Below are 17,214 nucleotides of genomic sequence, written 5' to 3' on the forward strand. Positions count from 1 at the left end.
TCCTGTATTTTTTTGTTTTGGGTTTGTCTGAGAACTCTGCTGTCAGAGGCCTGAGAAAAACCCGCTGCACGGGGTCGTGCAGCAGGCTGAATCACCGGGGATCAATCCACCAGTTCATTCAAAGCTTTCTGGTAGCGGTTGGCGTGTGAACGCTCAGCCTTGGCCAGGGTCTCAAACCAGTCGGCGACTTCGTCAAAACCTTCTTCGCGAGCAGTTTTGGCCATGCCGGGGTACATGTCGGTGTACTCGTGGGTTTCGCCAGCCACAGCAGAGGCCAGGTTCTCGCGAGTCGAGCCGATGGGCATGCCAGTCGCTGGGTCGCCGGATTGCTCCAGGAACTCCAGGTGGCCGTGAGCGTGACCGGTTTCACCTTCGGCGGTGGAACGGAACAGAGCTGCCACGTCGTTCTGACCTTCAACGTCAGCTTTGTTCGCGAAATACAAATAGCGACGGTTGGCCTGGGATTCGCCTGCAAAGGCGTCTTTCAGGCATTGTTCCGTGCGCGAGCCTTTGAGTGCTGCCATGGATATCTCCTATTGGGTTTTAACTTGAATTGCCCTGGCAGAATCGCCAGAGAAATCGAAGATTAGCGTCAAACCTCCGATGCGACCAATAAATTGATTCAATTAAATCGATTGATCCAGGCTATTGATCTCTAAAGTCAGCTCCTCACAATCAACGCTGCCCTGAATGCCCCCCCGCCCCGCCCGGGAGGGCTCGTTAAAATCAGCGTTTCGGACACAGCTTGTCCCCAACAGCACCTGCTGAGTTGCTGTTTTCATTTTTAAGAAGACCCCCGCCATGAGCAACGTCCCCACCAGTCCGGTCCATCAACCCGGCCTAGAGAGCCTGTCCAAATCGTTTGAGCCTGCCTCACTCGAAGCCCATTGGGGCCCCGAATGGGAAAAGCGCGGCTACGGTGTGGCCGGTTTCCGTGGGACACAAGCCCCCAAGGTAGGCGCCCCGGCATTTGCCATCCAGCTGCCGCCGCCCAACGTGACGGGCACTTTGCACATGGGCCACGCCTTCAACCAGACCATCATGGACTCGTTGACCCGTTACCACCGCATGTTGGGGCACAACACCGCCTGGATTCCGGGCACAGACCACGCAGGCATTGCCACGCAAATTGTGGTCGAGCGCCAGCTGCAGGCCAAAGGCATCAGCCGCCATGACATGGGCCCCACCCCTGCCGAAGCACGCAAGAACTTTGTGAGCAAGGTCTGGGAGTGGAAAGAAGAGTCCGGCAACACCATCACCAGCCAGATGCGCCGCATGGGCGACAGCGTGGACTGGAGCCGCGAATACTTCACGATGGACCCCAAGCTGTCACAAACCGTGACCGAAACCTTTGTACAGCTTTACCAACAAGGCCTGATCTACCGCGGCAAACGCTTGGTCAACTGGGACCCGGTGCTCATGAGCGCGGTGTCCGATTTGGAAGTTGAAAGCGCCGAAGAGGACGGCTCGATGTGGCACATCCGTTACGACTTGGCCGATGGCAGTGGTTCATTGACAGTGGCCACCACCCGCCCTGAAACCCTGCTGGGCGACGTGGCCGTGATGGTGCACCCTGAAGACGAGCGCTACAAACACCTGATCGGCCAACAGGTCAACCTGCCACTCTGCGGCCGCACCATCCCCGTGATTGCAGACGACTACGTGGACAAAGACTTCGGCACCGGCGTGGTCAAGGTCACGCCAGCCCACGACACCAACGACTACGCGGTGGGTCAACGCCATCAGCTGGAGATGATCTGCGTGCTGAACCTGGACGCCACGATCAACGCCCAGGCGCCAGAAAAGTACAGGGGCCTGGACCGCTTCGTGGCCCGCAAGGCCGTGGTGGCCGACCTGGAAACCGCCGGCGCTTTGGTCGAGGTCAAGAAACACAAACTCATGGTGCCCCGCTGCGCACGCACCGGCCAGGTGATCGAGCCCATGCTGACTGACCAATGGTTTGTGGCCATGAACCAGGTGGGCCAAGGCGACGCCACCGGCAAAAGCATCGCGCAAAAAGCCATTGATGCGGTGCAGTCCGGCCAAGTGAGCTTTGTGCCCGAGAACTGGGTCAACACTTACAACCAGTGGATGAACAACATCCAGGACTGGTGCATCTCGCGTCAGCTGTGGTGGGGCCACCAGATCCCGGCTTGGTATGACACAGAGGGCAATGTGTATGTGGCGCGAGACGAAGCCGAAGCACAAGCGCAAGCCCCGGGCAAAACCCTCAAGCGCGACGAAGACGTTTTGGACACTTGGTATTCGAGCGCCTTGGTGCCTTTCAGCACCATGGGCTGGCCTAACAACGAGACAAGCACCAAGAACGCAGCTGGCGAGCGTGCCGGGCTCGGGCGCAGCGACATGGCGAGCGAAGCGAGTAGGAGCAAGGCCGAGTCCGGTACGTTCGCCAGCGGAACTAACGTCAACGCCAACGTCAATGCCAACAACAGCCAAAGCGACTACGACCTCTACCTCCCCAGCAGCGTGTTGGTCACCGGCTACGACATCATCTTCTTCTGGGTCGCCCGGATGATCATGATGACCACCCACTTCACCGGCAAAGTACCCTTCAAACACGTCTACATCCACGGCTTGGTGCTCGATGCCCAAGGCAAGAAGATGAGCAAATCCGAGGGCAACGTGCTTGACCCGGTGGACCTGATCGACGGCATCACCTTGGAGCCCCTGCTCGACAAACGCACACAAGGTTTGCGCAAGCCAGAAACCGCGCCCAAGGTGCGCAAACAAACCGAAAAAGAATTCCCAGAAGGCATCCCGGCTTACGGTGCCGACGCGCTGCGCTTCACCTTTGCAGCACTCGCCAGCTTGGGCCGAAGCATCAACTTTGACAGCAAGCGCTGCGAGGGCTACCGCAACTTTTGCAACAAACTCTGGAATGCCACCCGCTTTGTGTTGATGAACTGTGAAGGCCAAGACTGCGGCCTCAAAGAGCACACCAAAGCCGAATGCGAAGTGGGCGGCCCGGCGCATGGCTACCTGGCGTTCAGCCAGGCCGACCGCTGGATCAGTTCACAACTGCAGCGCGTAGAGGCCGATGTGGCCAAAGGCTTTGCCGAATACCGCCTGGACAACGTGGCCAACACGATCTATGACTTTGTTTGGAACGAGTTTTGTGACTGGTACCTCGAAATTGCCAAAGTGCAGATCAACACCGGCAACGAAGCGCAACAACGTGCCACCCGCCGCACCTTGATCCGCACACTCGAGGTCATCATGCGCTTGGCGCACCCCATCATCCCGTTCATCACCGAAGAACTCTGGCAAAAAGTGTCGGTGGTCGCGGGCCGTGCGGGCGAATCGGTCAGCATCGCGGCTTACCCCGTGAGTCAGCCCGAACGCATTGATTTGGATGCCGAAGCGCATGTGGCCAAACTCAAAAACCTGGTGGACGCTTGTCGCAACCTGCGCGGTGAAATGAATGTCTCGCCAGCCACCCGCATGCCCATGTATGTGCTGGGTGACACGGCCTTCATGCAAAGCGTGGCACCGGTGCTGCAGTCGCTGGCCAAGCTGAGCGAAGTCAAGGTGTTTGACACGGAAGCCGAATGGATCGCTGCTGCACAAGCCGCGCCTGTGGCGGTGGTGGGCGAGGCCCGCCTGTGCCTGTTCATCGAAGTGGATGCAGACGCCGAAAAAATTCGACTGACCAAGGAAGCTGCTCGCTTGGAAGGCGAAATCTCCAAGGCCAACGCCAAGCTCGGCAACGAGGCCTTTGTGGCCAAAGCCCCGCCAGCGGTGCTCGACGAAACCAAGAAACGCGTGGCCGACTTCGGTGCCACGCTTGACAAAATTCGCCAACAGCTCCAACGCTTGGGCTGATTGCCGCACCGATTCGCAAGGAAAGCACCATGAGCCACCAAGTCATTCGCAAAGCCGTGTTTCCGGTCGCCGGTTTGGGCACCCGCTTTTTACCTGCCACCAAAGCTGCACCCAAAGAGATGTTGCCGGTGGTGGACAAGCCGCTTATCCAGTACGCGGTAGAAGAGGCCTACAGCGCTGGCGTACGCCACATGATCTTTGTGACGGGCCGCAGCAAACGCGCCATCGAAGACCACTTTGACACCGCTTACGAACTCGAAAACGAACTCGAAGCCGCACACAAAGACGAACTCTTGGCATTGGTGCGCTCGGTGCAGCCCGACGACATGGTGTGTGCCTACGTGCGCCAACCCCGCTCACTGGGCTTGGGTCATGCGGTGTTGTGCGCCGAAGCCATGGTGGGCAACGAACCCTTTGCCGTGCTGCTGGCCGACGACCTGATGGTCGGTCTGGAAGGCGGCCCCTCGGTGCTCAGCCAAATGGTGGCCGCGCACACGCAGCAAGGGCGCTCGATTTTGGCGGTGCAAGAGGTCCCTTTGGCACATGTCAAACGCTATGGCATCGTGGCCGGTGAATCTGCGGGCAAACAGCTCATCCGTGTTGAGCAAATTGTGGAAAAACCCAGCCCCGAACAGGCCCCTTCCCGCATGGGCGTGGCCGGCCGGTACATCTTGACACCTGGAATTTTTGAAGAAATCCGCAACCAGCCTACGGGTGTGGGCGGCGAGATCCAGCTGACCGATGCGATCGCTCGACTGATGCAACGCGAAGCCGTCTACGCTTTTCAATACCAAGGCAAACGCTACGACTGCGGCAGCAAAGAAGGTTTTCTGGAAGCCACGGTGGAGCTGGCTTTACAGCACCCGCAAGTGGGGGCATCTTTCCGCGAATACCTCAAAGGCCTGAGCCTCTGACCGCTTTCAGCGGCGTTTGAGGGCAAACACAAACGCCGTTTCTGTCTTTTCCTGCATCAGCAAATCGTTGCCCGTCTGACGTGCAAAGGCTTCAAAGTCGCGCCAAGCACCGGGGTCGGTGGCGGTCACTTTGAGCACCTGCCCGCTGCTCATCTCGTTCAGGGCCTTCTTGGCCTTCAAAATGGGCAAGGGACAGTTCAGGCCACTGGTGTCAATCTCTTTGTCGATCTGCATCATGCATCCTGTTTTTGTTCTTGAGCAGTTTCTTGACTCTGCGCAGCACGTTCTTCCCATGTCATGAATTTAGGCTCGATGCCAATGGTGCGCAACCAGTCGCCCAAGGCGTAGCCCGTGCCTGCAGGCCAACAGATCAGATCTTTGAAGTCAAACATCTTGTGCTCGGCCAATTCGGGGGACAAACGCACCTCACCTTCAGCCACCGCATGGTAGGCAATGATCACTTGGTTCATGCGCTGGAAGTCGTACACCCCAATCAACTTGAGCGCTGAAACCTTCAGATTGGTTTCTTCGGCAATCTCGCGCTTGATGCCGTCCTCGGGGCTTTCGCCCGCCTCCATGAAGCCGGTGATCAGCGCAAAGCGGCGTCCAGGCCATGCCGCGTTGCGGGCCAACAAAATCTGATCGCCCACTTGCACAATGCCCGCCAAAACAGGCGTCGGATTGTTCCAGTGCGTGAAGTCACACGCCGTGCAACGCAGACGCATGGTCTCGCCGCCATCCTCCATTTGCGTCACCCAAGACAGGGGATTTGCGCACTGTGGGCAAAAACGGTATTCAGCCATTCCATCAGCTCCGGTCAAGTCAGGCGGGAAAAACGCCGGTCGATAAATAACGGTCACCGCGATCGCAGACGATGAACACGATGGTGGCGTTTTGCGCCGTCTTGGCCACTTGCTGGGCCACCCAGCACGCCCCCGCAGCCGAAATGCCCGCAAAAATCCCCTCGGTCCGTGCCATTTGGCGGCAAGTTTCCTCAGCATCACTCTGGCTGACATAAATCAGCTCATCCACATGGCTGGGGTCGTAGATCTTGGGCAGGTATTCCTGCGGCCACTTGCGAATACCCGGAATGCGAGAGCCCTCACTGGGCTGGGCACCGATGATGCGAATCGCTGGGTTTTTTTCTTTCAAAAACCGCGATACACCAGTGATGGTTCCGGTCGTGCCCATGGCACTGACAAAGTGGGTGACTTTGCCACCGGTTTGCTCCCAGATCTCGGGGCCGGTGGTTTCGTAATGAATGCGCGGGTTATCGGCGTTGGCAAACTGGTCCAGAATGCGACCCTTGCCCTGGGCGGCCATGTTGTCAGCCAAATCTCGGGCATATTCCATACCGCCGCTCTTGGGCGTCAAGATCAGTTCGGCACCAAACGCCTTCATGGTCTGAGCGCGTTCAATCGACAAATCCTCGGGCATGATCAAAATCATGCGGTAACCCTTGATGGCCGCAGCCATGGCCAGCGCAATGCCGGTGTTGCCCGAGGTGGCCTCGATCAAGGTGTCACCCGGCTTGATCTCGCCACGCTCTTCGGCTCGGCGAATCATCGACAAAGCGGGCCTGTCCTTCACGGAACCAGCCGGGTTGTTGCCCTCCAGCTTGCCCAAAATCACGTTGCCACGCGCCGCCGAATCGGCTGCCCCCAAGCGCTGCAAAGCCACCAATGGCGTTTTGCCGATCGCATCTTCAATGGTTGGATAAGTCATGGCCGTACTTTGCCATAACTTGAACGCCCTTGATGGCGGTGAGTCCGTCTGAAACTAACGTAGAAACCCGACTTAAAACTCTCACAGGAAAAGCCTGTTCAGCAAGTCCTCTCCATCGCCACAGGTCTCGTCTGCCATCCAAGTAGGGGCTGAGCAGTCAATGACCCCCATGGTGCTTCAACGCACTGAAGTTGCATAAACCCTGGCCCAGACTGAACCGTCGACAAATGGGCAACAGGCCGTGTCAACGCCCATAAGCGGGATGCAGGCCAAGCCACAGACCGAACCGTCCAACCACCTTTGACATTGCAGACCATCGAGACAGGAGCCCCTTTTATGCGCACTTCTATGTTCAGCACCACCACCCTCCCATGGTTGCTGGCTCTGTCGTCATCTTTGCTCATCACAGCTTGCGGTGGCAGCAAAGACCCGATCCTGGGCATGGGCCAATTGGTGACGCTCGCCCCCAGCGTCTCGGCCACCGCGCCTTTGGCAAGCAACCCGGCAGTGACTGGCATAGCCGTCAACACCCGCATTACGGCCACCTTCAACAAGCCGATGAGCCCCACCAGTCTCAACGCCGACACCTTGACCTTGCAATGTCCAGCGGGCGTCAATACCGTCGGAAGCGTTGATTACGACGCCCCCAGCCGCGTGGCCACATGGACGCCAGCGGCTAATTTGCCTGCAGGCACAAGATGTACAGCTACGGTAACCACTGGTGCCCAAGACACCAACGGCGCCCCTCTACCTGCCAACTACACATGGGCGTTTGTAACGGGCTCCACCAGCGACATCACGCGCCCCACCGTGACACAGCAAGTGCCTGCACAAGGCGCCATTTCAGCCACCAACACTCAGCTGATCGCGACCTTCAGCGAAGAAATGACGCCTTCCAGCCTCAACGCCGTGAGCTTTACCCTCCAAACCACCACAGACAACACCCCGGTCCTAGGCACCGTCAGCTATGCCGTGGGCGCACGCACAGCCACTTTAACGCCCACCACGCTTTTAACCAACAACACGACGTACACCGCCACCATCAGCACAGCAGCGATCGATTTGGCAGGCAACGCCATGCTGGCCCCCAAAGTCTGGACCTTCAGCACCGCCCAATCGCTCGACACCACGCCACCCACGGTCAGCTTGGTCAACCCGGACAACGACATCTCGGGCGTGTGCATCAACAAAACCGTGAACGTCACCTTCAGTGAAGCCATGGCGCCCTCGAGTTTGACCAACAACACCCTGACTTTGGCCCCCTCCAGCAGCTTGAACACACCCGTTGCGGCCGTCATCACCTACGATGCACAGACCCGCATCGCATCGATCAATCCCAGCACCAACTTGAGCGCGTCAACGGCTTACACCGCCACGGTGTTGGGCGGTGCCCTAGGCGCCAAAGACCTGGCGGGCAACGCCCTGCAGGTTGACAAAGTGTGGCGCTTCACCACGGGCACAAGTGAATGCCAAACCCCTGTGGCCTTGGGCTCTGCGTCCAACTTCGCCATTTTGGGATCTGCGGCCATCACCAACATCCCCACCTCACTGATCACAGGCGATGTCGGCCTGACACCCGACACTGGGGCCAACATCACCGGCTTCAGCGCACCCCTGACTTGCCCTGAAGTGGTGGGCCGCATTTATGCCGTCAACAGCTCAGGCCCCGCCTGTGCGCTGGTCGACGCCGTGCTGCTGGGCAATGCCAAAACCGATGCACTGGCCGCCTTCACCAACGCCACGGGCGCTGCTCGCGGCACGCCCACCGCCATCAGCACCAATCTTGAAGGCCTCACCTTTTATCCAGGCTTGTACCAATCGCTGACGACCATCGATTTGTCGGCGGGCGGTATCTTGACGCTGGACGCACAGGGTGATCCCAACGCCGTGTTTGTGATTCGCAGCGCCACGGCCATCAACGCTTTATCGACCAGCCAAGTGGTGCTGAGCGGCGGCGCCAAAGCCAGCAACGTTTTCTGGTCTGCGGGAAGCGCCATCACCTTGGGCGTCAACTCGGTCATGAAAGGCTCTTTGCTGGCCAGCACCGCCATCACCCTGCAAACCGGTGCCCAACTGGAAGGTCGGGCACTGAACCAAGGTGCCGCCGCAGCGGCCATCACCTGCGATGCCTGCACGATCACAGTGCCCAGTCCTTGAGTCGCACGACATTCCACCCCATGAATCGCGCCCATCTGGAGAAAAAAATGAGCCCCATGCCTGTCCTCACCCGAATCTTTTTGTGGCCGCTGGCCTTCTTGGTCAGCCCTGGTCTTTTGGCACAAGGTCTCAACACCCACAGTGGCATTTACCTGGGCCTTGGCGCGGGTGAATCCAAAGCACGCATCGACAGCGAACGCATCCGACAAGGCTTACTCGATCAAGGCTTGAGCACCAGCACCTTGACGGAAGATGGCCGTGACACCGGCTACAAAGCCTATGTGGGCATTCCCATTCACCCCAACTGGGCTGTGGAGGCCGGTTATTTTGACTTGGGTCGATTTGGATTTGACGCCACCACCGCGCCCGTCGGGGGCCTCACCGGCTCCGCCCGTATTCGCGGCCTGAACTTAGACTTGGTCGGCTTTTTGCCCATCACCGAACGCTGGTCTTTGATGGGGCGCGTAGGTGCGGCCTATGCGCAAACCCAAGACCGTTTCAGCGGCACCGGTGCCGTCACTGTGACCGACCCCTCACCCAGCCGACGCGAAACCCATTACAAATATGGCTTCGGTACGCAGTACGCCTTCACCCCTGCACTGAGCTTGCGGCTAGAGGCTGAGCGTTACAGAGTCAACGACGCAGTAGGCCAGCGCGGCGATGTGGACTTGTACACCTTGGGTTTGATTTACCGATTTGGTGGCCCCGCAGCACCCGCCCAAACCGTGGCTTACACCCCTTATGTACCGCCCGCAGAACCTATTGCACTGGCACAAGCCCAAGCACCTGCACCCGCTCCACTGCCACCTCCCGCGCCCATCGTGCTGGCACCACCCATCCCAGCACCTGAGCCAACACCGGCACCTGCACCCTGGGTCAAAGTCAAACTCGAGGCCGATTCGCTGTTCGGTTTTGACCAAGACAGCCTTCAGGCCGATGGCAAAAAAGCCTTAGACCAACTGATCTTGTCGCTTCAACGGGTTGACATTGAAGCGATCGAAGTCACGGGTCACACCGATCGCTTGGGTCGCAAGGCTTACAACGACAAACTGTCGCTGCGGCGCGCCGAAGCGGTGAAAAGCTACTTGATCCAAACGGGCGGCATTTCTGCGCCCAAAATCAACACCACGGGCATGGGCGCCATGCAACCAGAAACTCTGGCCAATGAATGCCAAGGCACCCAAGCCTCACGGACGCTGATCACTTGCCTGCGGGCAGATAGACGCGTTGAAGTGATGGTCTCGGGACAACAGCAGCCCTGAGTCCGCGTGAACATCTTTTAAAGAACGCCAACCAGACCAGCAAAATTCGCCTCAAAAAATGCCATAGTTTGCGTCTTCACAAATACCGCCCGGGTGGTGAAATTGGTAGACTCAGGGGACTCAAAAAAGTGAATGCCCTAGTAAACACTACAATTTATGCGGGTTGTAGCAAGGCGACAAAAAATTGTCCTACGCAATGTAGAACGCTGACGCCAAAAGCACACGATTTTTTCAGCACAAAATCACGCTGAAAAAACTCGCTAAATTCCCCAAAATTTTCAGCAAGTTTGAGCTGCTTGAACGTCCTGTTTCTGGACGTTGGGCTGGGCAAGTCTCATTCTGAGAGTCTTGCTTGCACGGGCCTTGGACATCTCAGTTCGTGACGGCAGGGATTGGTTTGATTGAGAAAAGAAATTGGACCACAGAAGTGAAAACATCTTCAGTTTTGGTGGAGCGTCATCACATCTAATTGATCACTCCAATGCCATTTTTGTCTGAAAAGTAAATTTTTGAACCATGAACTGCGATACCCGAAGGTTCCGAAAGACCGCCAGGCAACACTCCGGGTTGAAAGCCTTTACGGCCTGCCGTACCCACCAAGGTGGTGACCACACCAGCCGGGGTGATCTTGCGGATGGTACTGTTGACAGTGTCGGTCACATACACATTGCCACTGGTATCGGTGGCAACAAAACGAGGGAAATAAAAACTCGCTGCGGCGCCGGTGCCGTCGGCACTTCCACGCGTACCAGCAGTGCCCGCCAAGGTTGTGACCACACCAGCCGGGGTGATCTTGCGAATGGTGGAGTTGTCTTGGTCGGCTACATACACATTGCCGTTGACATCGGTGGCAACACCATTGGAAGCGTTAAACCTCGCTGCGGCGCCGGTGCCGTCGGCACTTCCACGCGTACCAGCAGTGCCCGCTAAAGTGGTCACCACGCCAGCTGGGGTGATTTTGCGGATGGTGTGGTTTGATCTGTCGACCACATACACATTACCGTCGGCATCTGTGGCAACACCAGTGGGGAGGTTAAACCTCGCTGCGGCGCCGGTGCCATCGGCACTTCCACTCGTACCAGCAGTGCCCGCTAAAGTGGTCACCACGCCAGATGGGGTGATCTTACGGATGGTGTTGTTTGAATAGTCGCCCACATACACATTGCCACTGGCATCGGTGGCGACACCATAGGGTAAGAAGAACCTCGCTTCGGATCCGGTGCCATCGGCACTACCACTCACACCCGCTGTGCCAGCCAAGGTGGTGACCACACCGTCTTTGGTGATCTTGCGGATGGTGTGGTTGTACCAGTCGGCCACATACACATTACCGCTAGCATCTGTGGCAACGCCACGTGGGGCATCAAAACTCGCTTCGGCTCCAGTGCCGTCAGCACCAATACGTTTACCCGCCAAAGTGGTGACCACGCCTGCTGGGGTGATCTTGCGAATGGTTTCGTTATAGTTGTCAGCTACATACACATTACCGTCGGCATCTGTGGCAACACCCCTAGGGTTATCGAATCTAGCTGCGGAGCCGGTGCCATCGGCACTGCCACTCGTACCAGCAGTGCCCGCTAAAGTGGTCACCACGCCAGTTGGGGTGATTTTGCGGATGGTGTTGTTTAAATAGTCGGCCACATACACATTGCCACTGGCATCGGTTGCAAGACCACTTAAACCGAAAAATCTAGCTGCTGCTCCAGTGCCGTCCGCGCTTCCATAAATACCCGGTGTGCCTGCAAGGGTGGTGACCACGCCAGCTGGGGTGATCTTGCGGATAGTACCTCTATCAGAGTCTGCCGAATACACATTGCCGCTGACATCGGTTGCAACAGCAACAGGTACCGCAAACCTCGCTGCTGCTCCAGTACCGTCTGCGCTGCCCCAACTCCCCGCGCTGCCAGCCAAGGTAGTGACCACGCCAGCAGGTGTGATCTTGCGGATAGTGTGGTTCCTGCTGTCGGCCACATACACATTGCCACTGGTATCGGTGGCAACAGAACGAGGTGAATAAAAACTCGCTGCGGCGCCGGTGCCGTCGGCACTTCCACTCGTACCAGCAGTGCCCGCTAAAGTGGTCACCACCCCAGCAGGGGTTATCTTGCGAATAGTGTGATTGCTGGTATCGGCCACATACACATTGCCGTTGACATCGGTGGCAACACCAAGGGGAGCGTTAAACCTCGCTGCGGCGCCGGTGCCATCGACACTACCATCGGACCTCGCCGCTGCTCCGCCGGTGCCATTGATACTTCCTGATACACGCCCCGTGCCCGCCAGGGTTGTGACCAAACCAGCCGGGGTGATCTTACGAATGGTGTGATTGCTGGTGTCGGCCACATACACATTCCCGCTAGCATCTGTGGCGACACCAAATGGATTGTTAAACCTCGCTTCGGTTCCGGTACCGTCGAAACCTGCATTCCCATCATACGGATTACCGGCAAAAATGCTTAAGAAAGAAAAGGAACTGGCGCCACCACTACCACCACATGAAATCAACAGACTTGATAAACAGACAATCAAGAATTTATATAAGCGCATGATGGAATCCGCAAGTTATACAGAAAAGTTCAATTCACATAAAAGACCGATCGGTCTGTTCATGACGACTTTCTAAAGCGTTTAATGGCTCGGAAGTTTTCCTGACTGTATAAAATATTCTAAGGATTAGAACCTGCCTTAAAAGAGTGGTTTTAGCAAAATCGGAATGGGTAAGAATCTCTGAACGAGGGGGAGCATCACCACAAGTCCCGATGTGCATCCATGTAAGCACGTGGCTCCATCGCTGAGAAAAAAAGCAACTGGATGATGTAACCAGGAATAAAGAAAGCAAAAAGACCATGTGCAGCTTTATTCACCTTGACCGATTTCGCCAACTTGCCTTCTTCATGTAAGTTGGCCAGCAGGTGGGTAATCGCACGAAGAATGTGCTGGAAGTGCAGCTGCAAATGTGCCTTGATCACTTCGTCCACCATGGCCGCACTCCATACGTGCAGACTCATCGCACGTCCTGCACCCAATGAAATTTGCCGCACCAAATCCAACAACATCACAAAAGCCTCTTCACGCTCCATCTCATGCGATGAATCTGCGATCTCATCAATTCGCTTACAAAACAAACCCAGGTTCTCATCAACGATGGCCAACAAAATCTCTCTCTTGCTTTTGAAATAAACGAAAAGAGCCCCATTGGAGATCCCACTGGCGATCAAGATGTCTTTGATGGTTGTGGCTTCATAACCATGCAGCGCAAAGACCTGTCTTGCACACATCAATATGTGTTGGCGCTTTTCCAAAAAGACAGTTTCTTTTAACTTTGGCATTAAACGCACTCCCTAAAAAAAATTTCACTCTTTTATATGGGTACTTTTCAAATGCAAAAGCCCTTGAAAAAGTGCCTATCCAAGTGGTTGTGAGCCGGCCAAAACCAAGTGACTTCAGCTAAAAGCAAAACTTCTTTTAACTTTGGAATTAAAAATAGTCACCATAAAGATCATCACTCTTTTATATTTCATGTGCAGTAGCCTTGTTTATCGAAAGGCGAAAATGAGATACAGCATTCCCTCTAACTCGTTGTTTGGCCAGCACAGACAGGTGATGCAGCTCCTTTGCCGCCTGCAACGACACCCCCACAAGCGGCACTGCACGGATGCTGGACTTGGTTTTTCTGTCGGAAAGACTGTTCCTGCGAATCCACAAATGCGGAATGTCATGCTCAAGCACCAGATCCTCACGCCTTGCAAACAAGGGCTAAGACAGGCGGAATCCCGTGTTCAACTGAACCAATGCCAGCAGCTTGTTCGGTGTTCTGCGGACGAGCAAGTGACTCTTGACCGACTGCAGCAATTCGGGAGTGATCTTTCGCATGTAGCGTTCGACCTCGCCCTCCCCCGGTATGTGCAAACCACGAAAAGGACTCAAGCGATCAATGTCAAGATGCCTGAATGACAAGTTCAGCATGGAATTCAGCGTGGCAAAGTGCTTGCGAACGGATATGGGGTTCAACCCGCGTGCTATCTGTGCGTCACGATATTTGGTGGCATGAAAGTGCCACGCTTACCAAAGCTCGCCCCATACCCAAGCCAAAATCATTTGACAACCAGCCCCGGACGCGGAGCCAAAAGCGTCAAAAATATGCCATAATCTGCGTCTTCACAAATACCGCCCGGGTGGTGAAATTGGTAGACTCAGGGGACTCAAAATCCCCCGCCGCAAGGCGTGCCGGTTCGAGTCCGGCCCCGGGCACCACTTTAAAAATCAAGCACTTAGCGGTGCTTGATTTTTTTTTGCCCGCCGCCATAGGCGCAAAGATTGGCGCTCCGTAGGCGCAAAAACTTTCTTTGATGTTTTATAGACGGTTCAAACCATGGGAATTGAGTACCAGTCCAAACTGTCGAAGTCGCCAACCGTTGCGATAGCTGGGTTTTTCTGCGACTGTTTCGCTGCGAGCGTTGTAAGTGTGGCGTGAGATCTTGTCGTCTTTGGCCCACGAAGGAATCAACCCGAACCTGGCCAAACCGCAGGCGACTCGACTTGACTGGTGGCTTTTCACCACGACTGGGGCAGCGAAGCCTGGGTAGGACTCATCGGGGTAGCCCGAAGGCAGGTCTACCCCCAGTTTCTCCTTGACCCACTGGGCGCGCTTTGTTGGCGTGAAATTAGTGCACACGGAAGCAGTCTAGCGCCGATGGGAATGAGAACGGCCCCGAATGGCCGCTTGGCAGCGATAGCGGTCGGTCGTATCCGACAGTAACTTCTTGGCTTCAACTCAGAAGCAGGCACTCGAACTCAGTAGTCACTGATTCGTCCGCTGACCGGTTTAATCTGATCAGCTGACAGTTGCAAAGCTCTGGATCGCTTCGAGGTGATGACGATCCTTTTATATTGGCGAGATGGCTAATACTGACTCAAAGCGGTCGTGCCACCATCCTAAATGCCTCGTGAGTTGTAGTGTCGGGGATTTTCTTGTGGCACCATATTGATTATGACCAGTCGACCTCGCGTACTCTCGAAATCGCCTACTCCTAGCCAGGTGCCGCCCTCACTCAACGAGGAAGCTTATCGCCTCATTGAAGAGATGATCGTGACTCTTGAACTCGCGCCGGGCAGCGTGGTGTCTGAGGCCATGCTCAGCGAACGCATCGGCATTGGGCATACGCCGATCCGTGAAGCCTTGCAGCGTCTGGCGCGCGAACATCTTGTTCAGATCTTGCCCCGTCGCGGTGTGGTGGTCACCGCCATCGACGTGGGTCATCAACTCCAAATCCTAGAGACACGGCGCGAACTCGACCGCCTTATTGCTCGATCTGCAGCTACGCGTGCCACTCTGGCAGAGCGCGAGACCATGGCCGCCATTGCTCAGAACATGGAGACTGCTGTGAAGTCTGATGACCTTGTAGCATTCCTGAAATGGGACAATGAAATGAACAGGCAGTCAGCACACAGCGCTCGGAACATTGTGGCTGCTGCGGCCGTGTCCGCTCTGCACTCGGCCTCACGGCGTTTCTGGTTCTACCATCACCATGATCAAGTCAACGCGACACTGCGTCTGCACGTGGCCCTTGCACGTGCGATGGCCTCCGGCAAATCTGACAAGGCTGCCGAGGCAAGTGATCGGTTGATTGATGATCTTTTCGGTTTCGCCCACAGGACCCTGATTACCCGCACTTGACAACTGGCATACCAGTCACATACCATGAACTCCTGTTTAAGGAGTTTGCCAGTGCGCCTCACCCATCTGCAGATCGAAACCTACCGCCGTGATGGATTTCTCACCCTTGATGGCCTTTTTTCTGCCCCTGAAGTAGCGGCCATGAGGGCCGAGCTTGAGCGAATTCAAGTGATCGACACCGATCACTTGGTGCGGGAAAAGGGAAGCAATATTGCCAAAACTATCTATCAGGTCCACGAGCAAGACGGCCCTACAGGTTCACCGGTGTTTCATGCCGTCTCGCGTACTTCACGTATGCTCGAGCCCGCACAGGATCTGCTTTCCGAGCAGGAGCTCTACATCCATCACACCAAATGCAATTTGAAGACCGCCATTGACGGTTCGGTGTGGGCGTGGCACCAGGACTACGGAACTTGGAAGCGAGATGGCATGCCTGAGGCACGTCCAACTACAGCGTTGGTCATGCTGGACGAGCCAACAGAAATGAACGGGTGCTTGTACTTCATTCCGGGCAGCCACAAAGAGGGCAATCTAGAGCCAGAATTCAACGACGCTACGGGCTACAAGTTTTATGTGACGCCGAAGGACAAGCTGCTAGAAATCATGGCTCGCAGCCCCGCACCGGTGGCGATCACTGGCAAGCCCGGCACCGTGGTGTTCTTTGACTGCAATATTCTGCACGCCTCGGGGCATAACTTGTCCCAGCACAATCGTTGGGCGATTTATGTGGTCTACAACCCGGTATCAAACCGGTGCAACGACGTTCCCAACCCACGTCCTGACTACGTACGGTCAACCAATACAAAACCACTCATCAAGGGAAGCGACCATATTTTCCCGCTTACAAGCTCGACGCAGGAAGCCAGATGAATACCCGCCATCAACGCATCCTTTCCCTTGAGCAGATCGGGGACTACCGCGATACGGGTTATCTCAATCTCCGTCAGGTACTTGATCCCAAATTGCTTGCGAGGCTGATCGCGACCACTGAGCGACTGTACGATGAGGGCCGATCACTCCAGCAAAAGTCAAAACATTACGACCTAGAGCCTGCGCATACCGCCCTTGCGCCACGTATCAGGCGTATCTCCAGCCCAACCGAACTAGATTCGGTGTATGTTGAAGCCGCTTTCGATTCGATCCTGGGTGACATCGCCGCAGACCTGCTTGGTGGAGCGGTCAAGTTTTACCACTCGAAGATCAATTTCAAACTGCCTCATGGAGGTGCAGAGATTGGCTGGCATCAGGACTGGCCGGTGTTTCCTCACACCAACACCAATCTTGTCGCTCTGAGCGTACCTTTGAATCCGTCCCGCGCCATCAATGGCTGCCTTCAGACGATCCCCGGCAGCCACAAGTTGGGGCCGCGCAGTCATTGGGAAAACGGCATCTATAAACTCAATTGCAACCACACGATGACGCGGGAAGACTTTGAGAACGTAGTCGACAATGAGCTGGATGTGGGAGATGTGGTGGCACATCACGGCCTCGCAGTGCACGGCTCCAGTCAAAATCGCTCGGACACCTTGCGCACGACCTACATCATTCAGTACGCCGCTGCTGACTCATTCGCCTATACCGCACCCGTTGTAGACAGCATCCATCGCAACCAGATGGTCAGGGGCGAGCCGGCTAC

General features: G+C 56.1%; 15 protein-coding genes and 1 tRNA gene. 8 read left to right on the forward strand and 8 right to left on the reverse strand.

From position 1 onward, the window contains the following. Positions 1–101: 101 nt before the first annotated feature. Entirely contained in the window at positions 102–524 is a 423-nt protein-coding gene (locus Q1M54_RS13400; protein ID WP_019425834.1) for a rubrerythrin family protein, read from the reverse strand. A gap of 277 nt (positions 525–801) precedes the next feature. Here Q1M54_RS13400 and Q1M54_RS13405 point away from each other — a divergent pair, with 277 nt between their 5' ends. Next, on the forward strand, positions 802–3,843 hold the full coding sequence (locus tag Q1M54_RS13405; protein WP_300558034.1) for a valine--tRNA ligase: 3,042 nt from the start codon (positions 802–804) through the stop codon (positions 3,841–3,843). 29 nt (positions 3,844–3,872) lie between these two features. Further along, positions 3,873–4,757: a UTP--glucose-1-phosphate uridylyltransferase GalU gene (galU, locus tag Q1M54_RS13410; protein ID WP_300558036.1), complete on the forward strand. Its 885-nt coding sequence runs from the start codon at positions 3,873–3,875 to the stop codon at positions 4,755–4,757. Positions 4,758–4,763: 6 nt separating this feature from the next. Here galU and Q1M54_RS13415 read toward each other — a convergent pair whose 3' ends face one another. From Q1M54_RS13415 to cysM, 3 genes are read right to left on the reverse strand one after another with little or no spacing between them, the layout of a single operon-like run. Beyond that, the gene (locus Q1M54_RS13415) at positions 4,764–4,991 is read right to left on the reverse strand and encodes a sulfurtransferase TusA family protein (protein ID WP_194945191.1); all 228 of its coding nucleotides are present in this window, start codon (positions 4,989–4,991) and stop codon (positions 4,764–4,766) included. Further along, on the reverse strand, positions 4,991–5,560 hold the full coding sequence (locus Q1M54_RS13420; protein WP_300558040.1) for an NUDIX domain-containing protein: 570 nt from the start codon (positions 5,558–5,560) through the stop codon (positions 4,991–4,993). Before Q1M54_RS13420 ends, Q1M54_RS13415 begins: the two co-directional genes overlap by 1 nt. Positions 5,561–5,579: 19 nt before the next feature. Beyond that, a complete protein-coding gene (gene cysM / locus Q1M54_RS13425) occupies positions 5,580–6,482 on the reverse strand; it encodes a cysteine synthase CysM (protein WP_300558043.1) in 903 nt (300 codons plus the stop codon). Between the two features lie 336 nt (positions 6,483–6,818). On the opposite strand from cysM, the gene Q1M54_RS13430 reads away from it, so the two are divergent. Then, positions 6,819–8,639, forward strand: coding sequence for an Ig-like domain-containing protein (locus Q1M54_RS13430; protein WP_300558046.1), 1,821 nt, complete (start codon positions 6,819–6,821; stop codon positions 8,637–8,639). A 47-nt stretch (positions 8,640–8,686) separates the two neighbouring features. Continuing rightward, the gene (locus Q1M54_RS13435; RefSeq protein ID WP_300558049.1) at positions 8,687–9,901 is read left to right on the forward strand and encodes an OmpA family protein; all 1,215 of its coding nucleotides are present in this window, start codon (positions 8,687–8,689) and stop codon (positions 9,899–9,901) included. A gap of 465 nt (positions 9,902–10,366) precedes the next feature. Here Q1M54_RS13435 and Q1M54_RS13440 read toward each other — a convergent pair whose 3' ends face one another. The 3 genes from Q1M54_RS13440 to Q1M54_RS13450 form a co-directional block, all read right to left on the reverse strand. Then, positions 10,367–12,406: an NHL repeat-containing protein gene (locus Q1M54_RS13440; protein WP_300558069.1), complete on the reverse strand. Its 2,040-nt coding sequence runs from the start codon at positions 12,404–12,406 to the stop codon at positions 10,367–10,369. 239 nt (positions 12,407–12,645) lie between these two features. Continuing rightward, the gene (locus tag Q1M54_RS13445; protein ID WP_300558052.1) at positions 12,646–13,230 is read right to left on the reverse strand and encodes a TetR/AcrR family transcriptional regulator; all 585 of its coding nucleotides are present in this window, start codon (positions 13,228–13,230) and stop codon (positions 12,646–12,648) included. Positions 13,231–13,657: 427 nt separating this feature from the next. Then, the gene (locus Q1M54_RS13450) at positions 13,658–13,828 is read right to left on the reverse strand and encodes a hypothetical protein (protein ID WP_300558055.1); all 171 of its coding nucleotides are present in this window, start codon (positions 13,826–13,828) and stop codon (positions 13,658–13,660) included. 242 nt (positions 13,829–14,070) lie between these two features. Between Q1M54_RS13450 and Q1M54_RS13455 the strand changes: the two genes are divergently transcribed. Then, positions 14,071–14,155: transfer RNA gene (locus tag Q1M54_RS13455), tRNA-Leu, on the forward strand. A gap of 100 nt (positions 14,156–14,255) precedes the next feature. On the opposite strand, the gene Q1M54_RS13460 is transcribed toward Q1M54_RS13455, so the two are convergent. Continuing rightward, complete coding sequence (locus tag Q1M54_RS13460) at positions 14,256–14,576, reverse strand: SOS response-associated peptidase family protein (protein ID WP_300558058.1); 321 nt, start codon at positions 14,574–14,576, stop codon at positions 14,256–14,258. 363 nt (positions 14,577–14,939) lie between these two features. On the opposite strand from Q1M54_RS13460, the gene Q1M54_RS13465 reads away from it, so the two are divergent. From Q1M54_RS13465 to Q1M54_RS13475, 3 genes are all read left to right on the forward strand, one after another. After that, positions 14,940–15,578: a GntR family transcriptional regulator gene (locus Q1M54_RS13465; RefSeq protein WP_300558061.1), complete on the forward strand. Its 639-nt coding sequence runs from the start codon at positions 14,940–14,942 to the stop codon at positions 15,576–15,578. A gap of 51 nt (positions 15,579–15,629) precedes the next feature. After that, positions 15,630–16,448: a phytanoyl-CoA dioxygenase family protein gene (locus Q1M54_RS13470; RefSeq protein ID WP_108286160.1), complete on the forward strand. Its 819-nt coding sequence runs from the start codon at positions 15,630–15,632 to the stop codon at positions 16,446–16,448. Beyond that, a partial coding sequence (locus tag Q1M54_RS13475) for a phytanoyl-CoA dioxygenase family protein (RefSeq protein ID WP_300558066.1) occupies positions 16,445–17,214 on the forward strand: 770 nt, incomplete at its 3' end. The genes Q1M54_RS13470 and Q1M54_RS13475, both read left to right, overlap by 4 nt.

The sequence above is a fragment of the Limnohabitans sp. Rim8 genome (genome assembly GCF_943326455.1).
Lineage (GTDB): Bacteria > Pseudomonadota > Gammaproteobacteria > Burkholderiales > Burkholderiaceae_C > Limnohabitans_A.

Coding starts and splice junctions, on each gene's coding strand:
- Q1M54_RS13400 (WP_019425834.1), bottom strand. CDS start 524: ATGGCAGCACTCAAAGGCTCGCGCACGGAACAATGCCTGAAAGACGCC.
- Q1M54_RS13405 (WP_300558034.1), top strand. CDS start 802: ATGAGCAACGTCCCCACCAGTCCGGTCCATCAACCCGGCCTAGAGAGC.
- galU (WP_300558036.1), top strand. CDS start 3,873: ATGAGCCACCAAGTCATTCGCAAAGCCGTGTTTCCGGTCGCCGGTTTG.
- Q1M54_RS13415 (WP_194945191.1), bottom strand. CDS start 4,991: ATGCAGATCGACAAAGAGATTGACACCAGTGGCCTGAACTGTCCCTTG.
- Q1M54_RS13420 (WP_300558040.1), bottom strand. CDS start 5,560: ATGGCTGAATACCGTTTTTGCCCACAGTGCGCAAATCCCCTGTCTTGG.
- cysM (WP_300558043.1), bottom strand. CDS start 6,482: ATGACTTATCCAACCATTGAAGATGCGATCGGCAAAACGCCATTGGTG.
- Q1M54_RS13430 (WP_300558046.1), top strand. CDS start 6,819: ATGCGCACTTCTATGTTCAGCACCACCACCCTCCCATGGTTGCTGGCT.
- Q1M54_RS13435 (WP_300558049.1), top strand. CDS start 8,687: ATGAGCCCCATGCCTGTCCTCACCCGAATCTTTTTGTGGCCGCTGGCC.
- Q1M54_RS13445 (WP_300558052.1), bottom strand. CDS start 13,230: ATGCCAAAGTTAAAAGAAACTGTCTTTTTGGAAAAGCGCCAACACATA.